Below are 26656 nucleotides of genomic sequence, written 5' to 3'. Positions count from 1 at the left end.
AAACCGGGGGCAACCGCAGTTGATCAGGATGTTGGTGTCACTGAGTTCTTTGGCGTATCGGATCGTGACGGCGTTGAGGAAGGTCTTCGACGCTGAGTATGCGGCGGAGATCGGGCCGGTTTCGGCACCGGGCGCGGCCTGGAGGGAGAGGGAGCCGACGCTGATCAACTACACGTTGAACCGGAACTCCACCACGTCCCCATCCGCCATCACATAATCCTTCCCCTCCATCCGCACCTTCCCCGCCGCCTTGGCTGCGGCCATCGAACCCGCCTCGATCAGATCGTCGTAGGCGACGATTTCGGCCTTGATGAAGCCGCGTTCGAAGTCGGTGTGGATGACGCCTGCGGCCTTGGGGGCCGTGTCGCCCTGGTGGATGGTCCAGGCTCGGGCTTCCTTGGGGCCGGCGGTGAGGTAGGTCTGGAGGCCGAGGGTGTGGAAGCCGGCTCGGGCGAGGGCGTGGAGGCCGGGTTCGGATTGGCCGATGGATTCCAGGAGTTCGGCGGCGGATTCGTCGTCGAGTTCGAGGAGTTCGGCTTCTACCTTGGCGTCGAGGAAGACGGCGTCGGCGGGGGCCACGGCGGCTTTGAGGTCGGCTACTCGCGATTCGTCGGTGAGGACGGATTCGTCGGCGTTGAAAACGTAGAGGAAGGGCTTGATGGTGAGGAGGGAGAGTTCGCGCAGGAGGTCGGTGTCGAGTTTGTCGCGGACGGAGAACAGGGTGTTGCCCTCGTTGAGGACGTCCTGGGCCGCCTTCGCCGCCTCGTAGGCCGGCTTGCGGTCCTTCTTGACCTTGGCTTCCTTCTCCAGGCGCGGGACGGACTTCTCCAGGGTCTGCAGGTCGGCGAGGATCAGCTCGGTCTCGATGACCTCGATGTCGGCGAGCGGGTCGACGCGGCCGTCGACGTGCACCACGTCGTCGTCGGCGAAGACGCGGACCACCTGACAGATGGCGTCCGCCTCGCGGATGTTGGCCAGGAACTTGTTACCCAGGCCCGCACCCTCGGAGGCGCCCTTCACGATGCCGGCGATGTCGACGAACGACACCGTGGCGGGCAGGATGCGCGCGGAGCCGAAGATCTCGGCCAGCTTGTCGAGTCTCGGGTCGGGCAGCGGCACCACCCCGACGTTCGGCTCGATGGTGGCGAACGGGTAGTTCGCCGCCAGCACGTCGTTCTTGGTCAGCGCGTTGAACAGCGTCGACTTTCCGACGTTGGGCAGGCCGACGATACCGAGGGTGAGACTCACGAGAAGCAGAGTCTACGCGGGCAGGCGCGGGCCGATGGCGTCGGCCATTGCCGCGTATCCAGCGTCGTTGGGGTGCAGGTGATCGCCGACGTCGAAGCGGGGGTCCAGGCGGGCGGGGTCGGCCGGGTCGGCGAGGGCGGCGTCGAGGTCGACGACCGCGTCGTACTCTCCCGAGGTGCGGATCCAGGCGTTGACGGCCTGGCGGACGGCTTCCCGGTCGGCGGTGTGGTAGTCCGAGCCCGCGAAGGGCAGCAGGGTATTGCCGATCACCCGGATGCCAGCGGCCCTCGCCTGGCGGATCAGTTCCCGGTGCCCGTCGATGAGCCGCTCGGCGGAGACGACCGTGAACGGTGCGCCGACCGGATCGCCGCCGCCGCTGAGACCGATGTCGTTGATGCCCTCGAGAATCACGACCGTGCCGACGCCGGGCTGCGCGAGCACGTCGCGATGGAACCGGGAGAGCGCGCTGTCGCCGAGGCTCGGCGAGTCGACGGTCACGCGGTTGCCGCCGATGCCCAGGTTCAGCAGCGGGCGCGGCGTGCCCCGCGCGGTCAGCCGCTCGGCGAGTTCGTCTGGGTAGGTGTTGCGGGCGTCGGGTGTCGCGCCGTAGCCGTCGGTGATCGAGTCGCCGAACAGGGCCACGCCCGAGTTACGCGGCAGCGCGGCCGCTTCGACGCCGGAGAGGTAGTAGTAGGACTCCGAAGTGTCGGTGAACGCGTCGGCCGTGCCGTCGGCTCGGTGGTCACCGTTCGCGCGGTACGTCGTGGTCAGCGCCTGCGCGTGGTGGGTGGCCGGGCCGGTCGCGCGGGCGAAATACAGGGTGACGGTCAGCGATTCCAGCGGCGACACCGCGAGTACGACGGGGTCGGTGGCGATCTCCGCGCCGGGCGCGAGGGTGAACGTGCGACTCAGTCCGACCGTCAAGTGCTGCAAGGTGTCCGTGCGCACCGCGGCGCCGGCAGCCGTCCGGGCCAGCGTCGCTCCGGTCACCTCCAGCGGCTGCGTGCCGTACGCGTTGGACAGCCGCACCCGCAGCGCCGGTCCGCCGCTGCTGACCCGAACCGTTTGCCGCACAGTCTGATCCGCGAACCCGGCCTCCGACCAGTTGGGCGCGAAACCCTCCGCCGCGCGCATCGGCGCCGTCGCCCACACCGCTTCCCAGCCCGCCGCCGGTGCGGCCGTGGCCCCTCCGGACAATCCCAGGACGACCGCGACGATCGCGGCGACAACACTCACAGCACGCACGGGTGTGATCCCTTCGTCAGCAGCCACACGGCCCGAGCCGCCCGGATGAACTCACCAACCCGGCGGCGCGCCCGCGCATTCCCGGCCGACGACATCGCATCCCGCGGACGGTACCGGTCGAGAACCGCACGCCGACGATATCCATCGTGTCCGACAACTTCGCTGCCTACATATCGCTGACCTGAGTACGCATGGCGGCCGGAGCCTCGGTGGAAGCGCGCTGGAGCGGCACCGGCCTGATTTCCGCCGCTGTCCGCTCGGCACCCCATCCGCGAAGGAGGGCGCCGAGCAGGTGAGCCTTTGTTCTCCCGACGCTCGCACCCATTTTCCGAAAAGTTCATCCGCGCAAAGGCTCCGACCGCGTTAGGCTGCGGCCGTGTCTTCCGACGTCGTCGATGACGGTGACCTGCGGGCGCGGGCGGACGCCGCGCTGCTGGTCGGGCTGCAACACGCGCTCGGCGCCGAGCTGATCGATACCGACGATCCGACCGCGGGCGTGCGGTTTCCGGTGCGCGGCCTGGCGGTGACTCCGGCGGGCACCCTGCACGCCGGGGCGCTCAACGCGGTCATCGAACTCGCCGGATATCTGGCGGTCGCGCCGACGCTCGGCCCCGGCGAGCACGCCGTGACCCATGCCATCTCCACCCAGTTCGTCCGGGCGGCGCCCCGGGACGTATGGGTGCTCGTCTACGGCGAACTGGTGAAGCGCGGCCGCGGCGTCGCGTTCGTGACCGCGACTGCGGTACTGAGCGATTCGCCGTCGACGGTGATCGCCACCAGCCAGGTCACCAAGTCGGTGATCGTCGCGCCGATCGGCAACGGCGCGGGCTGAGCCCGTCGCGCGCATGCCGCTGCGGGGCAAGAAGTTTCACGGCGCGCTGCCCGTATACTGCCCCTCCGGTGCCACGCTCACCACTACCGTGTGGAAGTGCCGGCGGGGAACCGTACGATCGGAGAAGCCGCCTCGCGGCGGTGGTTCATACGCGCTCCCGAGGGGAATCACCATGCCGGACAGCGGAAAAGGGCTCGCCGGAGCACTGCCGCTCACCGACGTCGTTGCCGCGCTGTCGACGCAGCTGGCAGCGATACGTCCGTTCGAGGCCATCGATTTCGAGCCCACCGCCATCGACCTGACGTGTCAACTGTTGATCGACAGCGACGCCGACAACCGCGAACCACGTTTCTGGGTGGTCGGAGCGAACACCCCGCTGCCGGGCGGAACCACCACGCACACAGTGAAACTCACACTGTCCCCGACAGCCGCGGCAACGGCGACGCCGCCGGTAGCGGCGGGCGCGCCTGCGCAGCCCGCGCCCGCGAAACCGAAGCCGGTCGCCGAGGAGGCACCGACCGAGCCCATCCCGCACGCCGTCAGCACCGTCCCGGCAACACCCGCCGATGACGAAACCGCCGGCCCGAGTGCGGCATCCGACGGGACTCCCAGCACGGGTACGGCACCCGGCCGAACCTCCAGCAGAGGTGCGGCATCCGGCACAACCACCAACGCGGCCACAGCACCCGACGAGACCACCAACACAGCTACGACACCCAACCGAACCACCAACACAGCTACGGCATCCGGCACAACCACCAGCGCGGCCACAGCGCCCGACGAGACGTCCAGCACGGGTACGGCGCCCGACCAAACCGCCAGCACCGGTACGGCACCCGGCGACAACTCCGGCACCGAGGCGGCGTCCGACGAACCCGCCCCCACCATCGAGCATCAGGCCGCGGTCGACGCGCCGTCCGCGGACGCGGCGACACTCACCGGGCGGCACGCCGGACTCATCGCCCTGCACGAGCGCATCGTCGCCGACCGGGAACGGGCGCACGGGCCCTCGCACCGCGACACCCTGGTCGCCGCGGGCGATCTCGCCCGCGCCTACTACGACGCCGGGCGCATCACCGAGTCCAACGACCTCTACGAGCGGGTGCTCGCCGACGGCGAGGCCGTGCTGGGCCCCGACGACGTCGACACGCTCAACTTCCGCACCAAGCTGGCCCGCGGATACCGCCGCGTCGGCCGGCTGCGCGAGGCGATCGATCTGTACGAGCGCACGCTCACCGACAGCGAGCGCGTGTTCGGCTACGAGCACCGCAATACCCTTGCGGCCCGGCACAATCTGGCCATGGCCTACCGCCAGGCGGACCGGCTGCCGGAGGCGATCGCCTTGTACAAACGCACCCTCGCCGACTCCGAACGTGTGCTCGGCGCGGAGGACCCGGACACCCTGGCCACCTACGACAGCCTCGCCCTCGCGATGCGGGAGGCCGGCCGCATCGAGGAGGCCGCCGAGCTGAATCAGCACAGCCTCGCCGTCCGCGAGCGCACGCTCGGCGCCGACCATCCGGAGACGATCGATTCGCTGGCGGCGGTGGCCGACGATCACCTGGAGGCCGGGCGCGTCGCCGAGGCCGCCGCACTGTCCGAGCAAGCGGTCGACACCGCGGAGCGGGCGCTGGGCACGGACCATCCGGCGACGCTGCGCGCCCGCGGCAATCTGGCGCTCGCCTACGAGCGGCTGGGGCGGCGCGAGGAATCGATCGAGCTCTACCGCCGCGTGCTCGCCGACCGGCAGCGGCTGCTGGGCAACGAGCACCCGCTCACCATCCTCGCCCGCAGCAACCTGGCCTGCTCGTACTTCGAGGCGGACCGCTACGCCGACGCGGTCGACGAGTTCACCCGCACCCTCGCCGATCGCGAGCAGGTCCTCGGCCCGGACCATCCCGATACGGTGAAGACCCGCGAGCATCTCGCTCTCGCGCACCGGGCGACGCTGCAGGCCGAGGCCGCCGGCACGCCGCCCGCAAACCGGCGGTGAGCCCTCACCGCCCGCCGAGACCCGACTGCGCGATGCCACGCACGAACGACTTCTGCGCGACCGCGTAGACGACCAGCAGCGGCACCAGCACGATCACGGCCGCGGCGAGGAGGATCGGCCACTCGGTGTGATATTGGCCCTGCAGCCGCACGAGACCCAGTGTGACCGTGGCGATCTGGTTGCGCTGGATCATCACCAGCGGCCACAGGAAGTCGTTCCACACCGTGATCCAGGTGAGGACGGCCAGCACCATCACCGCGGGCCGGGCGTGCGGCAGCAGCACCCGCCGGTAGACCTGCCAGGTGCCGCAGCCGTCGAGGATCGCCGCCTCCTCCAGTTCGGCGGGCAGGGTCCGGAAGAACTGGCGCATCAGATACGTGCCGAAGGCGGAGCCGAACAGACCGGGCACGATCATCGCCCACGGGGTGTCCACCCAGCCGAAGGTGCGCATGAGAATGAACTGCGGGATCACGGTGACGGTCAGCGGAACCATCAGCGTCGCCAGATAGGCCAGGAACAGTATCTCCCGGCCCGGAAAACGCAAGCGCGCGAAGGCGTAACCGGCCAGCGAGCAGAAGAAGACCTGCCCGGCGGTGACGCACCCGGCATAGACGGCGGTATTGAACAGCATGCGCCCCAGCGGCAGCAGGACGAACACCTCCCCGTAGTTCGCCCAGTGCGGTTCGGCCGGAATCGGATTCGGATCGCTCACCGCCCCTTCGGTTTTCAGCGATGCCGACAGCGCCCACAGGATCGGGCCGACCGCGCACCAGGCGATCCCGATCAGCACGACGTACCCGAGTGCGCCGCGCATGGTCCGGCGCAGGATCCGCTGCTGCCCACGCGCGGTGGCGGAGTTCACGGCTGCTCCGGTTCGCGGCGCGCCAGCCAGAGCTGGATCAGGGTGAGCACCAGCAGCAGCGCGAACACCACCCAGGCCAGCGCGGCCGCGTAGCCGATCTCGTAGAACCGGAAGGCGTTCTGGAACAGCATGATTCCCAGCACGTAGGTGCCGGTCTCGGGTCCGCCGTTGCCGTCGGTCAAGGCATATGCCTGGTCGAAGGCCTGCACCGAGTTGATGATCGTGATCACGAAGACGAACGACAGCGCGCCCCGGATCAGCGGCACCGTGATGGAGCGGAACCGCCGCCACGTGCCCGCGCCGTCGATGCGCGCCGCCTCGTACAGGTTCTCCGGAACGCCCTGCATGGCCGCGAGCAGGATGACGGTGGCGAACGGCACGCTCTTCCATACCGTGACGACGGTCAGCGCGAGCAGCGCCCAGTTCGGGTCGCTCAGCCAGGGAACGGGTCCCAGCCCGAACCAGCCGAGCAGGAGGTTCACCGGTCCGTCGTCGGTGATGAACAGGAATCGCCAGACCACGGCCATCGCCACGGTCGAGGCCACCAGCGGCAGGAAGGCCAGCACGCGGAATATCCCGATGCCCCGCACCGTCCGGTTCAGGGCGGCGGCGACCGCGAGACTGATCGCCACCGTCGGCGCCAGGGCCGCCGCGGTGAACACGGCCGTATTTCGCAAGGCGATATAGAACAGCGGATCACCGAGCAGCTGCCGATAATTACCGAGCCCGGCGAAACGCATGGGGCCGAACAGATCCCACGAGTGGAAGCTGATGTACAGCGAGAAGCCCAGCGGGAACAGGAGAAACACCGCGACCGCCGCGAGATTGGGTGCCACGAACCCCATCCCGGCCCGCATCCGTCGGCGCGCCAGCGCGGAGCGTGGACGCTGGGTGCGGTTCCCCCGATTCGACACGGTGCCGTGCCGGTCGATCGGCGCGTCAGGGAGCGAGCATCGGCTCATGCCCGTGCCCGCAACAAGGTGTCGATGTCGGCGGCCGTGTCCGCGAGCGAGTCGGCCGAGGCAGCCCCTCGCAGTACTCGATTACAGTTGCGCGACAACAGCGATTCCACCTTTCCCCACGCGGGCGTGATCGCGAACTGGCGAGAGTGATCAGGCCCCTCGGTGAACACCTCGAAGTTGGCGATCGGCCGGTGCGCGGCGGCGAACTGCGGTGAGTGCATGGCCGAGCCGAGCACCGGGACGAACAGCCCGGATTCGGCGATGATCGCCTGCCCCTCCGGCCCGGTAGCGAATTTCACGAACTCCCAGGCTGGTTCGCGCCGCGGGCTGGCGGCGGCGATTCCCAGGCCGGTGCAGCCGACGTCGGTGACGGCGCCGGGCCCGCCGTGCGGTCCGACCGGCAGAACCGTCACATCGAAGTCCAGGCCCTCGCGCCCGGCGAATTCGGAATACAGCCAGTGCCCGCCCAGCAGCATCGCCGCGCGTCCGCGCGAGAACAGGTCGTAGGCCGAAACCGATTGCTGGTCCGCGACTGCGGGCGCGACCCGGTGCCGCAGCGCCAGATCGGCGTAGAACTGCACGCCCGCGGCGAATCGCGGGTCGCCGATATTGGTGCGCGCCGGAGCCATCGGCGGGCTGAACCATTCTGCGCCGTTGTTCATCCCGAAGCAGGCCGCCGAATAATACGGCACCCAGCCGTCGACGAATCCCCACTGCCGGTTGCGGCCGGATCGTGTCAATTCCTGTGCCGCGGAGAGGAATTCGGCGAAGGTCCATGCTTCGCTCCACCGTCGCGGCGGCCGGATCCCGGCTTGTTCGAACAGTTTCCGGTTGTAGTAGAGGAACACCCCGGACCACTGTTCGGGCAGCGCGTACTGCCCGCCGTTGTAACCGAACGTCTCGTACAGCGGGCCGTAGCTGTCGCGGCGGAGCCGGTCGGCGTAGTCGGGCTCCCGGTCCAGCATGGTGCGCAGGTCCAGCAGCACGCCACGCTCGGCCAGGCCCGCGTAGAGCAGTTCCCACGACATCAGCACGTCCGGGCATCGACCGCCCGCGCAGTAGGTCAGCATCTGCTGCAGCGGGTCGGGGCCGGACAGCACGGTGCGGATCCGGATGTCCGGGCGGCGACGGTGGAATTCGTCGATGATCCGCACCCGGGCGCGCGCCTCCTCCGGGCGCGCCTGGAAGAAGAACGTCACCGCGTCGTCGTCCGCGCCGCACCCCGAGGCGGCCGCCAGCGGTAACGCCAGCGCGGACCGGAGTACGGAACGACGCGTCGGTGTCACGAATCTCCCTCGGCACGGCGGCGGGCGCGGCCGACCGGTGCGCCGACCCGGTCAGTCGGCACCGCGTGGCGGTAAACCGCTGACCAGCACGGGAGCATACGGACGCGCGGCGCGCACGGCCGCAGTGACACGCGCGGCCGCGCATTCGCACGATCTCGAGAAGCGGGAATGGACCGCGCAGTATGTGAGATTCGCGTGGCAACATACAGTCGGATACAAGAACGTACCGATCGCTGTGTTCGGACTTTCTTAAGTCGAACTCGGACGCGCCTCGGTTCGGCTACGTTGTGTCCGTTTCCGCAAGACCAGCAATGAAGCACGGGAGAGTAGCTCGCATGGCGACCATCGAAGCCCTCCGAACAGACCCCGACCTACCTCCCGTGGGAGTCGTGGACCGTTCCCCGATCACGCCCGCCAAGAAGGGGATCTTCCTCGTCATCGCGGTCCTGGGCGCGTCCGCCTGGGCCGTGCTCGGCATCGCCCGCGGCGAGAACGTGAACGCGGTGTGGATCGTGATCGCCGCCGTCTGCACCTACATCATCGCCTACCAGTTCTACGCGCGGCTGATCGAATGGAAGATCACCAAGCCGGACGATCGGGTCGCCACTCCCGCCGAGGAGATGGAGAACGGCAAGGACTACATGCCGATGGACCGGCGGGTCCTGTTCGGCCATCACTTCGCCGCCATCGCCGGTGCGGGGCCGCTGGTCGGTCCCGTGCTCGCCGCGCAGATGGGCTACCTGCCGGGCGTGCTGTGGATCGTGGTGGGCGTGGTGCTGGCCGGGGCGGTACAGGACTATCTGGTGCTGTGGGCGTCGACCAAACGACGCGGGCGCAGTCTCGGCCAGATGGCCCGCGACGAACTCGGCGTGGTCGGTGGCGCGGCGGCGCTGATCGCCGTGCTGGTCATCATGGTGATCCTGCTGGCCGTGCTCGGCATCGTCGTGGTGAACGCGCTGGCCGCTACCAAGGGCGCGGACGGGCAGTTGCACGGCGGCAGCCCCTGGGGCGTGTTCTCCATCTCGATGACCATCCCGATCGCCGTGCTGATGGGCCTGTACCTGCGCTACGTGCGGCCGGGCAAGGTCGGCGAGATCTCGATCGTCGGCTTCGCGCTGCTGCTGCTGGCCATCATCTCCGGCCGCTGGGTCTCCGAATCCGGCTGGGGCCGCGACCTGTTCACACTGTCCGGTACCACCATCGCCTGGCTGCTGATCGTCTACGGTTTCATCGCCTCGGTGCTGCCGGTGTGGCTGCTGCTGGCCCCGCGCGACTATCTGTCGACGTTCATGAAGGTCGGCACCATCGTGCTGCTCGCGGTCGGCGTGGTGGTCACCATGCCGGTGCTGAAGGCCCCGGCCGTCTCGCAGTTCGCGGGCAACAGCAGCGGTCCCTCCTTCGCCGGGAGCCTGTTCCCGTTCCTGTTCATCACCATCGCCTGCGGTGCGCTGTCGGGATTCCACGCGCTGGTGTCCTCGGGCACGACGCCCAAGCTGCTGGAGAAGCAGTCGCAGGCGCGGATGATCGGCTACGGCGGCATGCTGATGGAGTCGTTCGTCGCGGTGATGGCGCTCATCGCCGCCAGCATTCTCGACCAGCACCTGTACTTCGCCATGAACGCGGGCGCGGGGGTCACCGGCGGCACCGCGGAGAAGGCGGCCACCTACACCAACAGCCTCGGCCTGGGCGGTGATCCGATGACCGCGGCCGAACTGAACCAGGCGGCGCAGGATGTCGGCGAGGAGAGCATCGTCTCGCGCACCGGCGGCGCGCCGACGCTGGCCGTCGGCATGGCCGAGGTGATGCACAAGTTCATCGGCGGTACCGGGCTCAAATCGTTCTGGTACCACTTCGCGATCATGTTCGAGGCGCTGTTCATTCTCACCACGATCGACGCCGGTACCCGGGTCGCGCGGTTCATGCTCTCGGACACCCTCGGCAACTTCGGCGGTCCGGCCGCCAAGTTCAAGAACCCGTCCTGGTGGCCGGGGGTGTTCCTGTGCTCGTTCGTCGTGGTCGCGGCGTGGGGTTCGGTGCTGCTGATGGGCGTCACCGATCCGCTGGGCGGCATCTACACGCTGTATCCGCTGTTCGGCATCGCCAACCAGCTGCTGGCCGCGGTGGCGCTGACCGTCGTGCTCGTCATCGTGGTGAAGAAGGGCCTGGTCAAATGGGCCTGGATTCCCGCGCTGCCATTGATCTGGGATCTCGTCGTCACCATGACGGCCTCCTGGCAGAAGATCTTCTCCGCCGACAAGAACATCGGATACTGGAAGCAGCACAGCATCTACAGCGACGCGCGGCAGGCGGGGAAGATCGTGGCACCGGCGAAGTCCATGGCGGACATGGACAAGGTGGTGCGCAACACCTTCATCCAGGGCACCCTGTCGATCGTCTTCGCGGTGCTGGTGCTGATCGTGGCGGCGGTGGGCCTGATCGTCTGCGTGCGGGCGCTGCGCAAGGGCGGCGGCCCGACCACCGAGTCGCCGGAATCGCCGTCGAAGATCTTCGGGCCCAGCGGTTTTCTCACCTCGAAGGCCGAGAAGGAGGTGCAGCGGGAATGGGACGAACGGGCGCGCACGGACAAGGCCGAGACGCCCGGAGCCGCGTCCGCCGTGGCGACAAAGTGACCGAGCCGGGCATCGACACGCCGCGCGCCGCGCGGGGCGGTCCCGGCCGGGCCGTCCTGCGCGGCGCACGCGCCATGGTCTGGTACATGAACTCGATCCTCGGCGGCGAGGATTACGCGCGCTACGTCGAGCATCTGCGGCGCAACCATCCCGATCGGCCGCTTCCGAGCGAGCGGGAGTACTGGCGGGACCGGCACGACGCGGCGGCCCGCAATCCGGGCACCCGATGTTGCTGAGCGGCGGCCGGGTATCCAGTTCATCTCCAGCAATCACTGTGATAGCGATCGTGCATCGCGATGCAACATTCGAGCCGTGGGGGAAGGTGGCAGATTTCCGCTAGCGCGGATCGGCTCGGACTGACATGGTGGACGGCGTGAGTGCGAACGGACTGGACTTCGAGCGTTGTTACCGTGCCGTGGCGACCCGCGATGCCCGATTCGACGGTCACTTCGTCACCGCGGTGCGGACGACCGGAATCTATTGCCGCCCATCGTGTCCTGCTATCACTCCGAAGCGCACCAACGTCACCTTCCTACCGACCGCCGCGGCCGCGCAGCAATCCGGATTCCGGGCCTGCCGCCGCTGCCTGCCCGACGCCGCGCCCGGGTCGCCGCTGTGGAACACGCGAGCCGACCTGGCCGCCCGCGCCATGCGGCTGATCGCAGACGGCACCATCGAACGCGGTGGGGTGCCCGCGCTCGCCGGCGCACTGGGCTACTCGCAGCGGCAGCTGACCCGGGTGCTCACCGCCGAGCTCGGCGCCGGGCCCCTGGCGCTGGCTCGCGCCCATCGCGCGCACACCGCCCGGCTGCTCATCCAGACCACCCGGATGCCGATGTCGGACATCGCCTTCGCGGCCGGGTTCGCCAGCATCCGGCAGTTCAACGACACCGTGCGCGAGGTGTTCGCGGTGAGCCCGACGACGCTGCGAGACGAGGCGCGGCGGCTGCGCGGCGACACGCTGCCGGCCACCAACGGCATGCTCACCCTGCGCCTGCCGTATCGGGAACCGCTGGACCGGTCCTGGCTGGAGTGGTTCCTGTCGTCGCACGCGGTGCCCGGGCTGGAGCTGTGGGAGGACGGCACCTACACCCGTGCCCTGCGCACCCCGCACGGACACGCGACGGTGCGGCTGAGCGTGCAGGCGGGGCACGTGCGCGCGGGTCTGGCACTGCACGACATGCGGGACCTGGCGCCGACGGTCGCGCGGCTGCGACACCTGCTCGACCTCGACGCCGACCCGGTCGGTATCGACGAAGCGCTGGCGGCCGGATTCCGCCGCGCGGCGATCACCCCGGGCATCCGCGTGCCGGGCTGCCTGGACGGCCCGGAATTGTTGCTGCGCACCATGATCGGGCAGCAGATCTCGGTGTCGGCGGCGGCCACGCACACCGCACGGCTGGTCGAGGCGCTCGGTGACACCGTGAGTGGGCCGGTGCCGCGGCTGTTCCCGACCGCGGAGACCATCGCCGAGCGCGGCGCCGAGGTGCTCACCGGACCGGCGCGGCGCACGGGATCGATCCTGTCGGCCGCGCGCGCACTGGCCTCCGGCGACCTGTCGCTGCACGCCGGGCGCACCGCCGGCGACGTGCGCCGCGACCTGCTGGCGCTGGACGGAGTGGGTCCGTGGACGGCCGACTACGTCACCATGCGGCTGCTCGCCGACCCCGACATCCTGCTGCACACCGACCTCGTCGTGCGGCAGGGAGCGGCGCTGTTCGGCATCGATCTCACCGACACCGCGCGATGGGCGCCGTGGCGGTCCTACCTGTCCATGCATCTGTGGAAGCGGGCGCTGGCCGAGCGCACGGTGCCCGCCGGTACCACCAACGGCTCCGCGAAAGTGAGTGTGCGGCAATGACAACGGCCGAGTACGCGACGAGCCCGACGCCGGTCGGGCCGTTCACCACGCTGGTCGATCCCGACGGTGCCGTCCTGGCCGCCGGTTGGACCGGCGACGCCGAGGAACTGCGCGTGCTGATCCACCCGCGCCTGCGCCCCGCCTCGCTGCGCGAGCGGCCGTCGCTCGGAGCGGTGACCCGCGCCGTCGAGAAGTACCACGACGGTGATGTTTTCGCGATCGACGACATCACCGTGCGGCAGCTCTCCGGGCCGTTCCTCGTGCACGCCTGGGAGGTGCTGCGCAAGGTCCCGGCCGGAAAACCGGTGACCTACACCGCCTTCGCCGACCTGTCCGGCCGCCCCGAGGCGATCCGCGCGGCCGCCAACGCCTGCGCCCGCAATGCCGCCGCCCTCTTCGTCCCCTGCCACCGCATCCTGCGCACCGACGGTTCCCTCGGCGGGTTCCGCTGGGGGCTCCCGGTCAAGCGGTGGCTGCTGGACCACGAGGCGTCGCGGACTGGGTGACCCCATCGTCATTTCGGGCATGCCGTCACCCGGAACGACCTGTGCGCGGGCGGATCCCGGCCGAAACATGCCGGTATGACGGCGGTTGACTCGCAGGAATGCCCTTGGACAGAGCACCGGTCGCGAGGACGTGCACTCGGCGAAGCGTCGGACGACCGCGGGGCCGGGCGGTTCTGTCGCGCGGCGAGACGTTCAGGCGACGGTGGTTCGGAGGCGGGAGCCGGTGGGTTCGCGGATGACGTGGAGGCGGCTGGGGATGCGCTGGCGCATTTCGTCGACGTGACTGACCACGCCGACGACTCTGCCGCCGGAACGGAGTTCGTCCAGGACGCCCATGACGGAGTCGAGGGTGTCGGCGTCGAGGCTGCCGAAACCCTCGTCGATGAACAGGGTGTCGAGCACCAGGCCGCCGGCCTCCGCGGCGACCACGTCGGCCAGGCCGAGCGCCAAGGCCAGTGAGGCCATGAATGTCTCGCCGCCGGAGAGGGTCTTGGCGGGGCGGATGGCGCCGGTGTAGTCGTCGCGGACATCGAGGCCCAGCCCGCCGCGGCGGCCGCGCGGACCGGCCGCGTCGGTGTGCACGAATTCGTAACGGCCGCCGGACATCCGGCGCAACCGCACGGAACCCGCGAGCGCCACCTCCTCCAGACGCGCGGCCAGGACGTAGGAGCGCAAGGACATCCGGCGGCTGTTCTCGCCGCGTCCGGCCACCACCTCGGCCAGCCCGGCCAGCTCGTCGTGGGCCTGCTGCATCGGGGCGATCCGATCCACCGCCGCCCACAACTGCCCGCCGAGCTCCTCCAGCCGCGCCACCCTGCGGGCGGCCTCGGCGTGTGTGCCGACCGCCGCGTCCAAGCGGGTACGTGCCTGTGCGACAGCGGTTTCCAGCTCGGCGAGATCGGCGGGCTCGGTGTCGGCGGCCGCGCGGATCTCCGGCTCGGCCAGGACGGCCTCCGCATGCGCGCGGGCGCGGTCGGCCGCCACCAGCACGGCCTCCATCTCCGACTGCTGTGCGGCGGTACGGGTGGCGGCGTCCACGACCTCGGCGTAAGAGGCCAGCACGGCGAAGTCGGGGTTCCCTGTCGCGGAACGGGTATCGGCGTGGAGCCGCTCCAGGTCCGAACCGCCTTCGGCGTGCATTGTTTCGGGCCGGGTAGCGGCGATGGACCGCTCCGGGTCCGAAACGCCTTCGGCGTGCTCTGGTTCGGACCGGGTATCGGCAATGGACCGCCCGTACCTCGAAACTCCCTCGGCGGCAGCCTTTTCCGACTGCGGTACCAGGTCCGCGGCGCGTGCCAGTTGCTCGACGCGGGCGGCGAGCGCGGTCACCCGGTCGCGAGCGGCAGCGGCCTCGACGCGTGCCTCACGTAGTTCGGCGGCATCGCGGACGAGGGATTCGAGGCGGGCGCGGCGGCGGTCCACCGTGCCGTCCGCGCCCGCCGCCTCTCGCAGGCGTTCGGTGAGTTCGGCCAGGCGTCGATCGGCGGCCAGCAGGCGTTCCTGCACCGCGCTGCACTGGGATTCGAGTTCGCGCAGTTCGTCGTGCAGGCGGGTCTCGGCACTGCGCAGGCGGGCCGATTCCACGGTGAGGTCGTCGTGCTGGGCGGCCGCGCGGCCCGCCGCCTCGTAGGCATCGGTGGCGGCCGTCAGGGCGGCGGCCAGCTCCGCCTTGTCGCCGTCACCGCCGCGTTCGACCAGCACCTCGATCCGGCGCTCCAGTTCGGTGGTGCGGGCCAGTGCGCGGTCGCGGGCGGCTTCGGCTGCGCGTTCGGCCGCGACCGCCCGTTCCTCGTCGCTGCGGGTGGCGGCCGCGGCGGCCGGGCGGGCCGGTTCGGGATGTTCGGTGGCGCCGCACACCGCGCACGGCCGGCCGTCCGCCAACTCGCCCGCCAATTCGGCGGCCATGCCCGCGAGCCGACGCTCACGCACATCCAGCGTGTGCTCACGGGCATCGGCGTGCGCGGTCCGGGCCGTCTCGTACTCGTCGCGGGCCCGCGCGGCCTCGGCACGGCGCCGCACCAGATCCACCGCGGCGGTCGCGGCAGCCCGCAACCGCTCGCACTCGGCGGCCAGCCCCGCCAGCCCGGCCATGGCATCGGCGGCCGCCCGCAACCGCACCTCGGCCGTCCGGATCGACTCGGGCAGCTCTGCCCGCCGCACTCTCAGCTTCTCGGCCCGCGCGGTCGTATTCGCGTATTCCTCACGCAGCCTGGCCAATTCGGCCGCCAACGACTTGGCCGACTCGGCATCCGCCCGAACCTCGTCCAACGCTCCGATCTGCGCCGACCAACCCCGCACAGCCGCCTCGAGCCCGCTCTCGGCCGGGGTCGCGGACCGGGCCTCGGCCGCAGCTCCCGATCGCTCGACCGGCACCCTGCCCGCCGACAGGCTCTCGGCCTGCCCGCGAGCCGCCACCTCGGCACGCTCCCCGAACGCGGATCGCGGATCGGCCGGGAACGGCTCCGCCGCCGCGGTTTCGGGCCGTTCACCAGCTGTGGACTCGCTACGATCGCTGGCCGGCGGCTTCCGCTTGCCGGCGGCAGACGTGGGCGGCCGCTCAGCGGATGTGGGCTGTTCGCCCGTAGCGGCCTCGAGCTTCTCTCGAGCCTTCGCGCTCGGGGTGAGAAAGCTGTCGATCGAGAACAGCTCCAGTTCCTCGGGCTCGGCAGCCGACACCGGTGCGCCGGACTCGGCCGATTCGACCGTCGGCACAGGGTCATCGACGTCGACAGTTTCGGCCGCGGGCGACAGGATCCGATCGGGGGCCGTGGGAGCCGCCGCGCGCAGTACGCGGTCGCGGGACTCGGCCGCACGCGCCACATGACCAGCCGGTCCGGACGATTCCTCGGCCGACGTGGACGGTGCCTGGCGGTCGGGATCCGGAGTCTCGGCAGCCGCCGACGGGGCGGGAATCAGTTCGGACAGGTCGGCTGCCAGGTCGGTGCCTGCCAGTTCGGCGGTGGCGAGATCGGATGCGGCCCAGGCGGTTCCGGGTAGTTCGGCACTGGGTGGGTCGAGGAGGCGGACGGCCAGGCGTTCGGCGGTGGCGCGGGCCTCGTCGGTGCGGCGGCGCAGCGTCACGGCCGCGGAGCGGGCGTCGGACAAGGCCGCGGCTACCGGTTCGGCGCGGCGGGCGCGGTCCAGTTCGGCCGTCAGCCGGGTGCGGTGACCGGCGGTCGCGGCGTACTCGTCGAGTTGGGCGCGGGCGGCGGACAGGCGGCGGTGGAGGTCGCGCAGGCGGCGCTGCTCCTCGGCCGCCGTCTGGGCGCGGGCCGAAACCTGCTGGCAGCGTTCGAGTTCCGTGGTCGCGGTGGTGAGCTCGGTGCGCGCGGTCGCCAGGAGCCGCTGCGACCACTCGACAGACTCCAACGGGGCGACGGTTTCGGTGACGCCGAGCCCGGCAGCGCCGCCCACCTGCGCGATCAGCCGGTCGATGCTCTGGCGCTGCGTCTCCAGCTCGGCGCCGCTCTCGCGCCGACGCTGCGCGAGCCACTGTTCGGCGGTGCCGAAACGCTCGGTGTCGAATAGCTTTTCGAGCAGCTTCTCGCGGTCCTCGTTGTCCGCGCGCAGGAAGCGGGCGAAATCGCCCTGCGGCAGCAGCACCACCTGGAAGAACTGATCGGCGCTCATGCCGAGCAGGCGGAGTATCTCGTCACCGATATCGGGTATGCGGGAGAGGTTGGCATGCCCGCGACCGTCCAGCCATTCCAATGTCGCGGCGGCCTGTTCGGTCACCCAGCCGGTGCCGCGCTTCTTCGGACGCTGGAATTCCGGGGAGCGGATCAGGCGCAGCCGCCGACCGCCGAGCGTGGCCTCCAACAGCACCCGCGGCGGAATCTGCGGATCGGCGTGGTCGGAGTGCAGCCGCTTGCTCTCCCCCCGCGCGCCCGGCACCCGGCCGTAGAGCGCGAACGCGATAGCGTCGAGCACCGTGGTCTTTCCGGCGCCGGTCTGCCCGTGCAGCAGGAACAGTCCGTCGGCGCCGAGTTCGTCGAAGTCGACGGTCGCCGTCTCGGCGAAGGGCCCGAAGGCCGTCACCTCCAGCCGATGCAGCCTCATGCCGTCAGCTCGTCGGCGACGGCTGCCACGACCTCGGTCTCCCGTTCGGCGACGGCCGCGGCGAGCGCGCGCTCCATCCACTGCATCTCGCCCGGCGACGGCTCGCCGCGGACGTCGGCGAGGAAGCTGCGCGCTACGTCGGTGTCGCCTCGGCCCTGCACCCGCTCACGGTAGCGCAACTCCGGATTGCCTTCGGGGCGAACCCATTCCACGTGGACGGCGTGTCGGAATCGGCCGCGCAGCCGCCGCAGCGCGTCGACCGGGCGGGCGTGGTCGGTCAAGGTCGCCGAGACGTAGTCGTCCTCGGCCCCGGCGTGCGCCGGGTCGTCGAGCAGTTCCTCGAGGGGGCCGGTGAGCTGGGTGAGACCACGTACCTGCGGGAGATCGCGCCGCACGACGTCCTTCAGCCCGTCGGCGTCCAGGTCGGCTATCCACACCGCCTTACGGTGCGAGCGCTCGGCGAACGAGTACGGCAGCGGCGAACCGGAGTACCGCACCGAATCCGACAGCGTCTGCGGCGAATGCAGATGCCCCAGCGCCACGTAGTCGATGCCGTCGAAGGCGCCCAGCGGCACCGTCTCGACACCGCCGACCGAGATGGTGCGCTCCGAACCGGTCGCCTCGCCACCCACGACGAAGGCATGCGCCAGCACCACCGACCGCGGGCGCCCGCGCTGCTCCAGATCGGTGCGGATGCGGGCCATCGCCGCGTCGAGGATCTCCGCGTGCGAACGCGCCTGCGGCACCTCCAGTTCGGCGCGGGTGATCTCCGGCTCCAGATACGGGATGCCGTAGCAGGCGATCTCGCCGAACCGGTCGGACAGCAGCACCGGCCGCCCGACATCGGCGACGGTGGTGCGCAGATGCAGCCCGCCCGCGGCGGCGAAGCTGCCCAGCGCGCCCAGCCGGGTGGGCGAATCGTGGTTGCCCGACGTCGCCACGATCACCGCCCCCGCCGCCCGGATCGCCTCGAATCCCCGATTACACACCGCGATCGCGTCGGCGCTGGGTATCGGCCGGTCGTACACGTCGCCGGGCAGGATCACCACCTCGATCCCCTCGGCGGCCACGATCTCGGCGATCGATCGCAGCGAACGTGCCTGGTCGGCAAGCAGATCCACGCCGTGGAACGTGCGCCCTATGTGCCAGTCCGACGTATGCAGCATCCGCATGCCGCGCAACCGTAGACGCTCCCACTGACAGATCCGAAACCGGCCGGCCGAGCGTGTCCCGAACACGCCGTCATGGATTCCGGTGGTGATCGGGTGCGCCGGGCGCGACGCCGGGAGATTGCCGGATCCTCGTAGTTGTCGGTGGCATGGGGCACTATCTGCACCCATGACCGCATCGATGCTGTTCGCGTTGTTGTTGGTATTCGCCGCCGGAGCCGGACTCGGGTGGCTGGGGCACGCCGCGCGGGCGGGCCGGCGGGCGGCGGCCGCCGAGGCCCAGCTGGCCGCGCTGCGCGACAACGAGAGGCTGCTGCGGCAGTCGCTCAGCGCCGCGAACGAGGATGCGGCGCGGCGCAATTCGCAGGCGCTGGGCACGCTGGTCGATCCGCTGCGGGAGGCGGTGGGCGCGCTGAACCAGCATCTCCGGCAGGTCGAGCACAGCCGCGTCGACGCCTATTCGGGCCTGCGGGAACAGGTGGCGGGGATACAGCGGGTATCGCATCAGTTGTCCACGCAGACCGGCCAACTGGTGTCGGCGCTGCGGGCGCCGCAGGTGCGCGGGCGCTGGGGCGAGATCCAGTTGGAGCGGGTGGTGGAACTGGCCGGGATGTCGCGGCACTGCGATTTCGACACCCAGGTCAGCGCGTCCGGACCGGACGGCGTCGTGCGCCCGGATCTCGTGGTGCGCATGGCCGGTGGCCGCCACATCGTCGTGGATGCCAAGGTCCCGCTCACCGCCTACCTGGACGCGACCGCCGAAACCGACCCGCGATCGCGCGGCGAACATCTCGCGCGGCACGCCAAACACCTGCGCGCGCACATCGACCAACTGGCCGACAAGGCGTACTGGACGGCATTCGACCCGTCGCCGGAATTCGTGGTGCTGTTCGTGCCGGGCGATCCGTTCCTCGACGCCGCCCTCACCGCGGATTCCGGGCTGCTGGAATATGCCTTCGGCCGGAATGTGATTCTCGCCACGCCGACGACGCTGATCGCGTTGCTGCGCACGGTCGCCTTCGGTTGGCGTCAGGAGGCCCTGTCGCGAGAAATGGCAACCGTGCAGCAATTAGGACGGGAGCTGTATACCCGGCTGGGCACCACCGGTCGCCACCTGGACCGGCTCGGCGCTCAACTGGGCAAGGCCGTGGACGCTTACAACCACACCGTCGCGGCGGTGGAGTCGCGGGTGATGGTGACCGCCCGCCGACTGCACGAGCTGGACATCGGCGACCGGGAGGTCCCGGCAATCGCCCGGGTGGAGTCCTGGCCGCGGGCCGTCGGACTGGTCGACACCAGCGAGTAGCCTGCGCATCCGCCCGGCCTCGAGACACGTCTCGGCCGGGGCAGATAGTGTGCTTTACGTGGCAGCTACCCAACGCGAGCGATCCGAGGTACCGGCATCGCACCGCTCGATCATTCCATCGGTGCCCGGCGTTCCCGCCGGCGCGGCGGTGTTGATCGCGGTGGCGTGTACGTTCATCGGGTTCTTCATCGATGCAGGCAGCAGCGGCAAGGAGCTGACCGGTACCTTCGCGATCTGCTACGTCGTGGGTTGCGTGCTGGCCGCGCTGGTCGTGCGTTATCGCGGTCTGTTCACCACCATGGTGACGCCGCCGCTGCTGCTGTTCGTGTCGGTTCCGCTGGCCTATCAGCAACTGATCGGCCGCAGTTCCACGTCGGTGAAGGATGTGCTGCTGAATCTGGCGATCCCGCTGGTGAACCGGTTTCCGACGATGGCGGTGGCCACCGTGCTGGTGCTGCTGATCGGCGGGGGCCGCGTACTGATGCACCGGCAGGAGGCCGCGCGTACCGGTGGCGACCGCACCCGCAAGTCGTCGTCCCGGAGCCGGAGTCCGCGCTCGGGCGACCGGGCCCGCCGCAGCCGGGCTGCGAGTTCGTCGGACACCCTGCGTCGCCGTGCCCGTGCGTCGGCCGCCGACGCCGACCCGGAACCTGCGCCACGCACGAGCCGCCGCGCCTCCGGTCGCGTCGCGGAACGCCCGCCGCGCGTCTCCCCCGCCAAAGCGGCCTATCCACGTGCCAATTCGGACCGCGCCACACCCGACCCCGCCGCACGCCGCTCCCGATCACAGCGCAACGGCGACGTCCCACCCCACCCGCGCCCGAATGTCCGCTACCGCGACCGCGATTCCGGCCGCATCGAACGCTGACCACAGGCACCCCGCGCACACCTCATCGCTCACGCCACGAGCATCGCGGCGACACCGAATGCTGTTATCCAACAAGCCGATTGGTGTCACACCCGAGCCACGTATCGCCCAGCCATGTTCGCTCGCCGAACGATAGCGACCAAACTGTCACAGCCGGAGCGATCCCCAGCCGCGTACGCCGAGACGTCAGTGGCGGCCGTGAGCGGCAAGGCCGACACGCCTGCGGAAACTCAGCGGCGGGCGGTGCGGAGTTCGCGGGGGAGGGCGAAGACGAGGGTTTCGTTGGCGGTGGTGACGGGCTGGACCTCGCCGTAGCCGTGTTCGGCCAGCAGGTCGAGGACGCCGCGGACGAGGATCTCCGGGACCGAGGCGCCGGAGGTGACGCCGACGGTGCGGACGCCCTCGAACCAGGCCGGGTCCACCTCGGCGGCGAAGTCGACCAGGTAGGAGGCGCGGGCGCCGGCGTTCAGGGCGACCTCGACGAGGCGCTTGGAGTTGGAGGAGTTGCGAGAGCCGACCACGATGACCAGATCGCATTCCGGCGCCATGGCCTTCACCGCGGTCTGGCGGTTGGACGTGGCGTAGCAGATGTCGTCGGACGGCGGGTCCTGCAGCTTGGGGAAGCGTTCGCGCAGCCGCTGTACCGTCTCCATGGTCTCGTCGACCGAGAGAGTGGTCTGTGACAGCCAGATCACCTTGTTCTCGTCGCGCACGGTGACGGTGTCCACGGCGTCGGGGCCGTCGACCAGTTGCACGTGGTCGGGGGCCTCGCCGGCGGTGCCCTCCACCTCCTCGTGACCCTCGTGGCCGATGAGCAGGATGTCGAAATCGTCGCGGGCGAAGCGCTTGGCCTCCTGGTGCACCTTGGTGACCAGCGGGCAGGTGGCGTCGATGGTGTGCAGGCCGCGTTCGGCGGCGGCCTGATGCACCGCCGGGGACACGCCGTGCGCGGAGAAGACCACGACGGCGCCCTCGGGCACCTCGTCGGTCTCGTCGACGAAGATCACGCCGCGCTCGCGCAGCGTCTCCACCACGTGCCGGTTGTGCACGATCTCCTTGCGGACGTAGACCGGGGCGCCGTGCTTGTCCAGCGTGCGCTCCACGGTCTCCACCGCGCGGTCCACCCCGGCGCAGTAGCCGCGCGGCTCGGCGAGCAGCACGCGCTTGGCCGCACCGGACGCGCCGGAGCCGGCCGACCGGGCGATTCCGACATTCAACGGGATAGCCGAGGACATGCCCCACAGCTTACGTGCGTGCACAACGACGCGCCCAGGCGCGGGCACCGCCACGCGGGTGCGACACGCCTGTCGACAAGGGCGTCGGCCGCGCGGCCCGCGGCACCCCGGCGGCTGCGGGCCGCGGATCGGCTGATTAAGTGGTCACATGGGTAACTCACGCGGCCCCACCCTTTGCATCACACCGCGTTTCGGGCACGCTATGACCATGTTTCGACCGCCGTTTCTCGCCCGTGTCGCCGCCGGGGCCGCCGTGTACGCCATCGAGGAAACCCGTCGGCTACCCACGGCGGCAGTGAATTTGCCGATCACCGCGATCAGCCGGCTGCTGCAGACCACGATGCACGCGCAGCAGTTCGTGACCAGCCTCGCCCTCAAGGGCGACGTCGTGTTCGACCGCCTCGCCAATCGCCCGGTCGAACAGCCCGAGTGGGCCACCTTCGACGAGGACTCCGAATTCGAGCAAACCTTTCGCGATATCGCCGAGGCGGCCCGGCTGAGCGCGTTCGATCGGTACGCCGAACCGGAACGGTCTGCCGAGCGGGAGCCCGACCCGCACCCGCGCACCACGACGGCGGACGAGACGACCCCGGCGGCGGTCGCACCGGCTCCGGAACCGGCGCCCGGCACCGAACCGGCCGAGACGCCGGAACCGGCCGAGTCCGCCGAGCCGGAGCCCGAAACCGTGCTCGCGGCAACGGCTTCCAGCGACGGCACGGTCGAGGTGATCGAACCGGAGGTCGCCACCCGCTACGACTACTCCACCATGACGCTGGCGCAGCTGCGCGCCCGCCTGCGCATGTTCAGTGTCGAAGATCTCACCGCCCTGCTCGACTACGAGCAGCGGACCCGCGACCGGGCGCCGTTCGTGACGATGCTGACGAACCGGATCGCCACCGTGCGGGCGAAGTGACCGAACCCCGGACGCCCGCCGACGAGCGCCCCGGCGCCTCGGCCGAGCACCCGTGGCCGGTGCGCAGCATCGCGGTCAAGGTCGCGCAGTGGATCGACCGGCTCGGCAGCGTCTGGGTGGAGGGGCAGATCACCCAGATCTCGCTGCGCCCCGGCGCCCGCACCGCGTTCCTGGTGCTGCGCGATCCGGCCGCCGACATGTCACTGTCGGTGACCTGTGATCCGCAGCTGCTGCGCGGTGCCGCGGTGCCGCTGCAGGAGGGCAGCCGGGTCGTGGTGTACGGGAAACTCACCTATTTCACCGGGCGCGGCACGATCTCGTTGCGCGTCACCGAGATTCGTCCGGTCGGCATCGGTGAACTGCTCGCCCGGATCGAGCGGCTGAAGGCGCTGCTGGCCGCCGAGGGGCTGTTCGATCCGCGCTTGAAGCGCCCGATTCCGTTCCTGCCCAAGGTGATCGGCCTGGTCACCGGCCGGGCGAGCGCCGCCGAACACGATGTGCTGACGGTGGCGCGGCAGCGCTGGCCCGCGGTCCGGTTCGAGGTGCGCAACACCGCGGTGCAGGGACCGACCGCGGTCCCGCAGATCCTGGACGCGCTGGCCGAACTCGACCGCGACCCCGACGTCGAGGTGATCGTGCTGGCCCGCGGCGGCGGCAGCGTGGAGGACCTGCTGCCGTTCTCCGACGAGACGCTGTGCCGCGCCATCGTGGCCGCGACCACGCCGATCGTCAGTGCGATCGGCCACGAGCCGGACAACCCGATCTCCGATCACGTCGCCGACCTGCGCGCGGCAACGCCCACCGACGCCGCCGAGCGCGTGGTTCCCGACGCCGCCGCCGAGCTGGCGCTGGTGCGCGAGCAGCGGGAGCGGTCCGCGGCGGCGCTGCGCGGCTGGGTCGAGCGGGAAGCGCGGGCCCTGCGCCAACTGCGCTCCCGGCCCGTGCTGGCCGACCCGCTGCGGTTGCTCGAACAGCGGCACGACGAGGCCGAGCGATTGCGCACGGCCGCGCGCCGCGCCGTCCAGCACGGCCTCGACACCCAATCCACCACCATCCGGCACCTGCGCGACAAGCTCACCGCCGTCGGTCCCGCCGCCACGATGGCCCGCGGATACGCCGTGGTGCAACGGGTTTCGGGTTCGGAGCGACATGTGATCCGCGCCGTCGCCGACGCGCCGCCCGGCAGTCAGCTGCGGATCCGGGTCGCCGACGGGGCGATCAGCGCGGCCGCACTGGGCAGCCAGGGGTTGGGTGGGAAGACGAAGGGAGCCGAGAATGACCGACAGTGACCTCGCCGAGATCGAGACGTTCGGCTACGAGCGTGCCCGCGACGAACTGATCAACGTCGTGAAGATGCTGGAGCAGGGCGGCATGGACCTGGACGACTCGCTGGCGCTGTGGGAGCGCGGCGAGGCGCTGGCGAACCGCTGCGAGGAGCATCTCGCCGGTGCCCGCAAGCGGGTCGAGGACGCCCTGTCCCGCCGCGACGCCGACGGCGGGCAGTCGTGAGCATCCGCCGGGTCGTGCCGGACCTGCGCCCCGCCGACATGGAACGCACCCGGGCCTTCTATCGGCGGCTCGGCTTCGAGGAGGTGATGGACCTCGGCTGGGTCGTCACCCTCGCGTCGCCGTCGAATCCGACGGCGCAGATCATCCTGTTCGGGGGAAACGCCGATGACCCCCAACCGAATATGAGCGTCGAGGTCGACGACGTCGACGCGGCGCACGCCACGATGGTGGCCGCTGGCGCCGAGATCGTGTACGCGCTGCGCGACGAACCGTGGGGCGTCCGAAGGTTTTTCGTCCGCGACCCCGACGGCACCGTCGTCAACGTGGTCAGCCACCGCTGACCCGAGCGGGAGCTCGCGGTCAGCTCAACATGCGCACGAGTCGCTCGTGCACGATGCGCCAGCGGTCCGGGGCGAGGTCGTGCTCGGCGAGCATCTCCAGCATGCGGACCATCTGCAGTGCCCGGACCCGCGGTACCAGGCCGGGTTCGCGCGGGTCGATGCCCACACCGTCCAGGAAGGCGGGCCAGGCGGCGGTGAAGACGGCCGGGCCGGAGAAGCTCACCGACCAGGCCCACCAGGCCACGTCGTAGAGCGGGTCGGCGAGGCGCACCGATTCGAAATCGAGCAGGCCGGTGATGGAGGTGCCCTCGACGAGTACGTTCACCGGCGCGAAATCGCCGTGCGCCAGCACCGTCGGCCGCCCGTCGAACAATGCGGGCAGATCGGCCAGCACCTCCTCCAGGGTGTCGCTCTGCCGGGTCGACAGCGCGGGCGCGAGACATTCGGCCCAGGCGTCGGCGCGCGCGGAGAGGTAGCGCGGGCGGGCCCAGGAATCGTCGAGATCCAGGTCGTCGCCGGGCAATTCGGAGAAATCGGCGAGCAGCGCGCCCATCGACCAGGCCACCAGGGGAAAACGCGGGCTCTGCGGGCCGGTCTCCGGGCTGTCCGGCACCGGAACTCCCGGCAGTGCCTCGAACACCGCCCACGGCGGGTCGGCGTCGAGGTCGGACCGGCGGATGACCGGGATCGGAATGCCCTTGTCCGCAGCGGGTTCGCGTAAGGCGTCCATGATCCGCACGCGGCGCTCGGCGTCGGCGCGGCGTCGGTAACGCTGCAGTACCACACGGGTTTCGTCGGCGAGGGTCACCATCTCGGTGCGGTCCCGATCACCCCACTCGGCCGGCATTGCTTCGCTGACAGGCTGACCCACTGCCCGCTCCAGCCAGCCGACGTCCGCGCGTTCCACTTGCCTGACGTTAGCGGGCGTACCCCTCCCGACGCTACGAAACTGTGCCGGGCGACAGTCCGGGTGCTCGGCGCCCCGCGGTGGGCGTTCGTCGAGACGGCATGAAAAAGGTTGGGCGCCAAGGCAAGAGTGGATCGGTCGGAGACCGCAGCGCGCTCCGAGGCCGGAATGTCCGGGCCTGCACCGGCGATCTTGTCCGGGCGTGCCATCGGGATCCACACTCATGCAGCCGGATTCCGGCCGAGGCCATGCCGGAACGACGACAACGGTTTCATACCCGTCCAGCGCCTACGGCGAGATCGGCTGCGCCGCACCGGCCGCACCGGCCAGCGTCCTGTATGCCTCTTGGTTTCCCGCGCCCTTGACCAGCACCCGGACCGCGCCGAAGTCGGAAACCCAGGCAGGCTCGCTGCCCTCGACGTGATACACCGTCCATGCCCGATCGGCGATCTGCTGGGCGCCGCCGCGGGTGCGGGTGCCCAGCAGGTGGTTGGCGAGCGCGTCGGCGGTGGCCGCGGACTGGGTCAGCTGCATGTACGTGCCCTGCGGTGTGATGAAACCGACCGTGCTGGCCGCGCCACCGCCGCTGCCCGACACCGTGTCGCGGCTGCCCGAGTTCGGCTGCCAGCCTGCCGGCAGGGCGGGATCGCGAATCGGGAACGACAGCGTGCGCGCATCGTCCCGCAAGGCGGCGTGCACGTCGAAATTCGGGATCCGGCCCGGCGTCGGGCCGTCCGCGGAGAAACTGCACTGGCTGGCGATCGCGGCGATCACGAGGCAGATCAGCACCAGCGGAATCAGCGACCAGAACAAGTCCCGATAGTCGTGCATGATCCGCGGCTTCTGATAAGACACACCCCCAGTATGCAGGGTTGTCGGCCTCCGCTTCGCTCCGGCGGGGTCGTTATTCGCAATAGAGATGCG

22 protein-coding genes are annotated in these 26656 nt (G+C 70.4%); 12 read left to right on the top strand and 10 right to left on the bottom strand.

Translation table 11 applies throughout. The features are described from left to right. Positions 1–168 precede the first annotated feature (168 nt). The gene (ychF, locus tag NWFMUON74_RS05790; RefSeq protein ID WP_187686945.1) at positions 169–1248 is read right to left on the bottom strand and encodes a redox-regulated ATPase YchF; all 1080 of its coding nucleotides are present in this window, start codon (positions 1246–1248) and stop codon (positions 169–171) included. Between the two features lie 12 nt (positions 1249–1260). Beyond that, positions 1261–2493, bottom strand: a complete 1233-nt coding sequence (locus tag NWFMUON74_RS05785; protein WP_232110863.1) for an SGNH/GDSL hydrolase family protein — start codon at positions 2491–2493, stop codon at positions 1261–1263. A gap of 376 nt (positions 2494–2869) precedes the next feature. Between NWFMUON74_RS05785 and NWFMUON74_RS05780 the strand changes: the two genes are divergently transcribed. After that, positions 2870–3325 carry a PaaI family thioesterase gene (locus NWFMUON74_RS05780; RefSeq protein ID WP_187686944.1) on the top strand — a complete coding sequence of 152 codons (456 nt, stop codon included), beginning with the start codon at positions 2870–2872 and terminating at the stop codon, positions 3323–3325. 172 nt (positions 3326–3497) lie between these two features. Continuing rightward, positions 3498–5318: a tetratricopeptide repeat protein gene (locus NWFMUON74_RS05775; RefSeq protein WP_187686943.1), complete on the top strand. Its 1821-nt coding sequence runs from the start codon at positions 3498–3500 to the stop codon at positions 5316–5318. Between the two features lie 4 nt (positions 5319–5322). Here NWFMUON74_RS05775 and NWFMUON74_RS05770 read toward each other — a convergent pair whose 3' ends face one another. The 3 genes from NWFMUON74_RS05770 to NWFMUON74_RS05760 all read right to left on the bottom strand — a co-directional run bounded on the left by NWFMUON74_RS05770 (position 5323) and on the right by NWFMUON74_RS05760 (position 8428). Next, on the bottom strand, positions 5323–6132 hold the full coding sequence (locus NWFMUON74_RS05770) for a carbohydrate ABC transporter permease (RefSeq protein ID WP_187688950.1): 810 nt from the start codon (positions 6130–6132) through the stop codon (positions 5323–5325). A 44-nt stretch (positions 6133–6176) separates the two neighbouring features. Then, the gene (locus tag NWFMUON74_RS05765) at positions 6177–7052 is read right to left on the bottom strand and encodes a carbohydrate ABC transporter permease (RefSeq protein WP_232111110.1); all 876 of its coding nucleotides are present in this window, start codon (positions 7050–7052) and stop codon (positions 6177–6179) included. A gap of 86 nt (positions 7053–7138) precedes the next feature. Beyond that, complete coding sequence (locus tag NWFMUON74_RS05760; protein WP_187686941.1) at positions 7139–8428, bottom strand: ABC transporter substrate-binding protein; 1290 nt, start codon at positions 8426–8428, stop codon at positions 7139–7141. Positions 8429–8763: 335 nt separating this feature from the next. On the opposite strand from NWFMUON74_RS05760, the gene NWFMUON74_RS05755 reads away from it, so the two are divergent. The 4 genes from NWFMUON74_RS05755 to NWFMUON74_RS05740 all read left to right on the top strand — a co-directional run bounded on the left by NWFMUON74_RS05755 (position 8764) and on the right by NWFMUON74_RS05740 (position 13425). Further along, positions 8764–11058 (top strand): carbon starvation CstA family protein, encoded by a 2295-nt coding sequence (locus tag NWFMUON74_RS05755; protein WP_187686940.1) that lies wholly within the window; start codon positions 8764–8766, stop codon positions 11056–11058. Further along, the gene (locus tag NWFMUON74_RS35600; protein WP_342212965.1) at positions 11055–11294 is read left to right on the top strand and encodes a YbdD/YjiX family protein; all 240 of its coding nucleotides are present in this window, start codon (positions 11055–11057) and stop codon (positions 11292–11294) included. The genes NWFMUON74_RS05755 and NWFMUON74_RS35600 overlap by 4 nt, the downstream gene beginning before the upstream one ends. A 125-nt stretch (positions 11295–11419) precedes the next feature. Then, complete coding sequence (locus tag NWFMUON74_RS05745) at positions 11420–12919, top strand: AlkA N-terminal domain-containing protein (protein ID WP_187686938.1); 1500 nt, start codon at positions 11420–11422, stop codon at positions 12917–12919. Then, positions 12916–13425: a methylated-DNA--[protein]-cysteine S-methyltransferase gene (locus NWFMUON74_RS05740; RefSeq protein ID WP_187686937.1), complete on the top strand. Its 510-nt coding sequence runs from the start codon at positions 12916–12918 to the stop codon at positions 13423–13425. The genes NWFMUON74_RS05745 and NWFMUON74_RS05740 overlap by 4 nt, the downstream gene beginning before the upstream one ends. Before the next feature lie 192 nt (positions 13426–13617). Here the strand turns inward: NWFMUON74_RS05740 and NWFMUON74_RS05735 are convergent, their stop codons facing one another. Further along, the gene (locus NWFMUON74_RS05735; RefSeq protein WP_187686936.1) at positions 13618–17484 is read right to left on the bottom strand and encodes an AAA family ATPase; all 3867 of its coding nucleotides are present in this window, start codon (positions 17482–17484) and stop codon (positions 13618–13620) included. Then, a complete protein-coding gene (locus NWFMUON74_RS05730) occupies positions 17481–18656 on the bottom strand; it encodes an exonuclease SbcCD subunit D (protein ID WP_187686935.1) in 1176 nt (391 codons plus the stop codon). The genes NWFMUON74_RS05735 and NWFMUON74_RS05730 overlap by 4 nt, the downstream gene beginning before the upstream one ends. A 166-nt stretch (positions 18657–18822) precedes the next feature. Between NWFMUON74_RS05730 and NWFMUON74_RS05725 the strand changes: the two genes are divergently transcribed. Continuing rightward, positions 18823–19959 (top strand): DNA recombination protein RmuC, encoded by a 1137-nt coding sequence (locus NWFMUON74_RS05725; RefSeq protein ID WP_187686934.1) that lies wholly within the window; start codon positions 18823–18825, stop codon positions 19957–19959. 121 nt (positions 19960–20080) lie between these two features. Next, positions 20081–20827, top strand: a complete 747-nt coding sequence (locus NWFMUON74_RS05720; protein ID WP_232110862.1) for a DUF6542 domain-containing protein — start codon at positions 20081–20083, stop codon at positions 20825–20827. A 230-nt stretch (positions 20828–21057) separates the two neighbouring features. Here the strand turns inward: NWFMUON74_RS05720 and NWFMUON74_RS05715 are convergent, their stop codons facing one another. Beyond that, positions 21058–22062 carry a 4-hydroxy-3-methylbut-2-enyl diphosphate reductase gene (locus tag NWFMUON74_RS05715; RefSeq protein WP_187686932.1) on the bottom strand — a complete coding sequence of 335 codons (1005 nt, stop codon included), beginning with the start codon at positions 22060–22062 and terminating at the stop codon, positions 21058–21060. Between the two features lie 208 nt (positions 22063–22270). On the opposite strand from NWFMUON74_RS05715, the gene NWFMUON74_RS05710 reads away from it, so the two are divergent. The 4 genes from NWFMUON74_RS05710 to NWFMUON74_RS05695 are packed head-to-tail and all read left to right on the top strand — an operon-like array spanning position 22271 to position 24825. Next, positions 22271–22975, top strand: coding sequence for a lipid droplet-associated protein (locus tag NWFMUON74_RS05710; RefSeq protein ID WP_187686931.1), 705 nt, complete (start codon positions 22271–22273; stop codon positions 22973–22975). Beyond that, entirely contained in the window at positions 22972–24264 is a 1293-nt protein-coding gene (gene xseA / locus NWFMUON74_RS05705) for an exodeoxyribonuclease VII large subunit (RefSeq protein ID WP_187686930.1), read from the top strand. The genes NWFMUON74_RS05710 and xseA overlap by 4 nt, the downstream gene beginning before the upstream one ends. Then, the gene (locus NWFMUON74_RS05700) at positions 24251–24484 is read left to right on the top strand and encodes an exodeoxyribonuclease VII small subunit (RefSeq protein WP_187686929.1); all 234 of its coding nucleotides are present in this window, start codon (positions 24251–24253) and stop codon (positions 24482–24484) included. The genes xseA and NWFMUON74_RS05700 overlap by 14 nt, the downstream gene beginning before the upstream one ends. Next, positions 24481–24825: a VOC family protein gene (locus NWFMUON74_RS05695; protein ID WP_187686928.1), complete on the top strand. Its 345-nt coding sequence runs from the start codon at positions 24481–24483 to the stop codon at positions 24823–24825. The genes NWFMUON74_RS05700 and NWFMUON74_RS05695 overlap by 4 nt, the downstream gene beginning before the upstream one ends. A gap of 19 nt (positions 24826–24844) precedes the next feature. Here the strand turns inward: NWFMUON74_RS05695 and NWFMUON74_RS05690 are convergent, their stop codons facing one another. Continuing rightward, positions 24845–25732: a phosphotransferase family protein gene (locus NWFMUON74_RS05690; protein WP_187686927.1), complete on the bottom strand. Its 888-nt coding sequence runs from the start codon at positions 25730–25732 to the stop codon at positions 24845–24847. 288 nt (positions 25733–26020) lie between these two features. Beyond that, complete coding sequence (locus tag NWFMUON74_RS05685) at positions 26021–26587, bottom strand: DUF4245 domain-containing protein (RefSeq protein ID WP_187686926.1); 567 nt, start codon at positions 26585–26587, stop codon at positions 26021–26023. Between the last annotated feature and the right edge of the window lie 69 nt (positions 26588–26656).

The organism is Nocardia wallacei, assembly GCF_014466955.1.
Classification (GTDB): Bacteria; Actinomycetota; Actinomycetes; order Mycobacteriales; family Mycobacteriaceae; genus Nocardia; species Nocardia wallacei.
Note: the sequence above shows the minus strand (reverse complement) of the source record. Positions and strands in the feature narration are given on the sequence as shown.

Excerpts from the sequence above, each read along its gene's own strand:
- NWFMUON74_RS05775 (WP_187686943.1), top strand. The coding sequence starts at position 3,498 with ATGCCGGACAGCGGAAAAGGGCTCGCCGGAGCACTGCCGCTCACCGAC.
- NWFMUON74_RS05770 (WP_187688950.1), bottom strand. The coding sequence starts at position 6,132 with ATGCGCGGCGCACTCGGGTACGTCGTGCTGATCGGGATCGCCTGGTGC.
- NWFMUON74_RS05755 (WP_187686940.1), top strand. The coding sequence starts at position 8,764 with ATGGCGACCATCGAAGCCCTCCGAACAGACCCCGACCTACCTCCCGTG.
- NWFMUON74_RS05745 (WP_187686938.1), top strand. The coding sequence starts at position 11,420 with ATGGTGGACGGCGTGAGTGCGAACGGACTGGACTTCGAGCGTTGTTAC.
- NWFMUON74_RS05740 (WP_187686937.1), top strand. The coding sequence starts at position 12,916 with ATGACAACGGCCGAGTACGCGACGAGCCCGACGCCGGTCGGGCCGTTC.
- NWFMUON74_RS05735 (WP_187686936.1), bottom strand. The coding sequence starts at position 17,484 with ATGAGGCTGCATCGGCTGGAGGTGACGGCCTTCGGGCCCTTCGCCGAG.
- NWFMUON74_RS05730 (WP_187686935.1), bottom strand. The coding sequence starts at position 18,656 with ATGCGGATGCTGCATACGTCGGACTGGCACATAGGGCGCACGTTCCAC.
- NWFMUON74_RS05725 (WP_187686934.1), top strand. The coding sequence starts at position 18,823 with ATGACCGCATCGATGCTGTTCGCGTTGTTGTTGGTATTCGCCGCCGGA.
- NWFMUON74_RS05715 (WP_187686932.1), bottom strand. The coding sequence starts at position 22,062 with ATGTCCTCGGCTATCCCGTTGAATGTCGGAATCGCCCGGTCGGCCGGC.
- NWFMUON74_RS05710 (WP_187686931.1), top strand. The coding sequence starts at position 22,271 with ATGTTTCGACCGCCGTTTCTCGCCCGTGTCGCCGCCGGGGCCGCCGTG.
- NWFMUON74_RS05700 (WP_187686929.1), top strand. The coding sequence starts at position 24,251 with ATGACCGACAGTGACCTCGCCGAGATCGAGACGTTCGGCTACGAGCGT.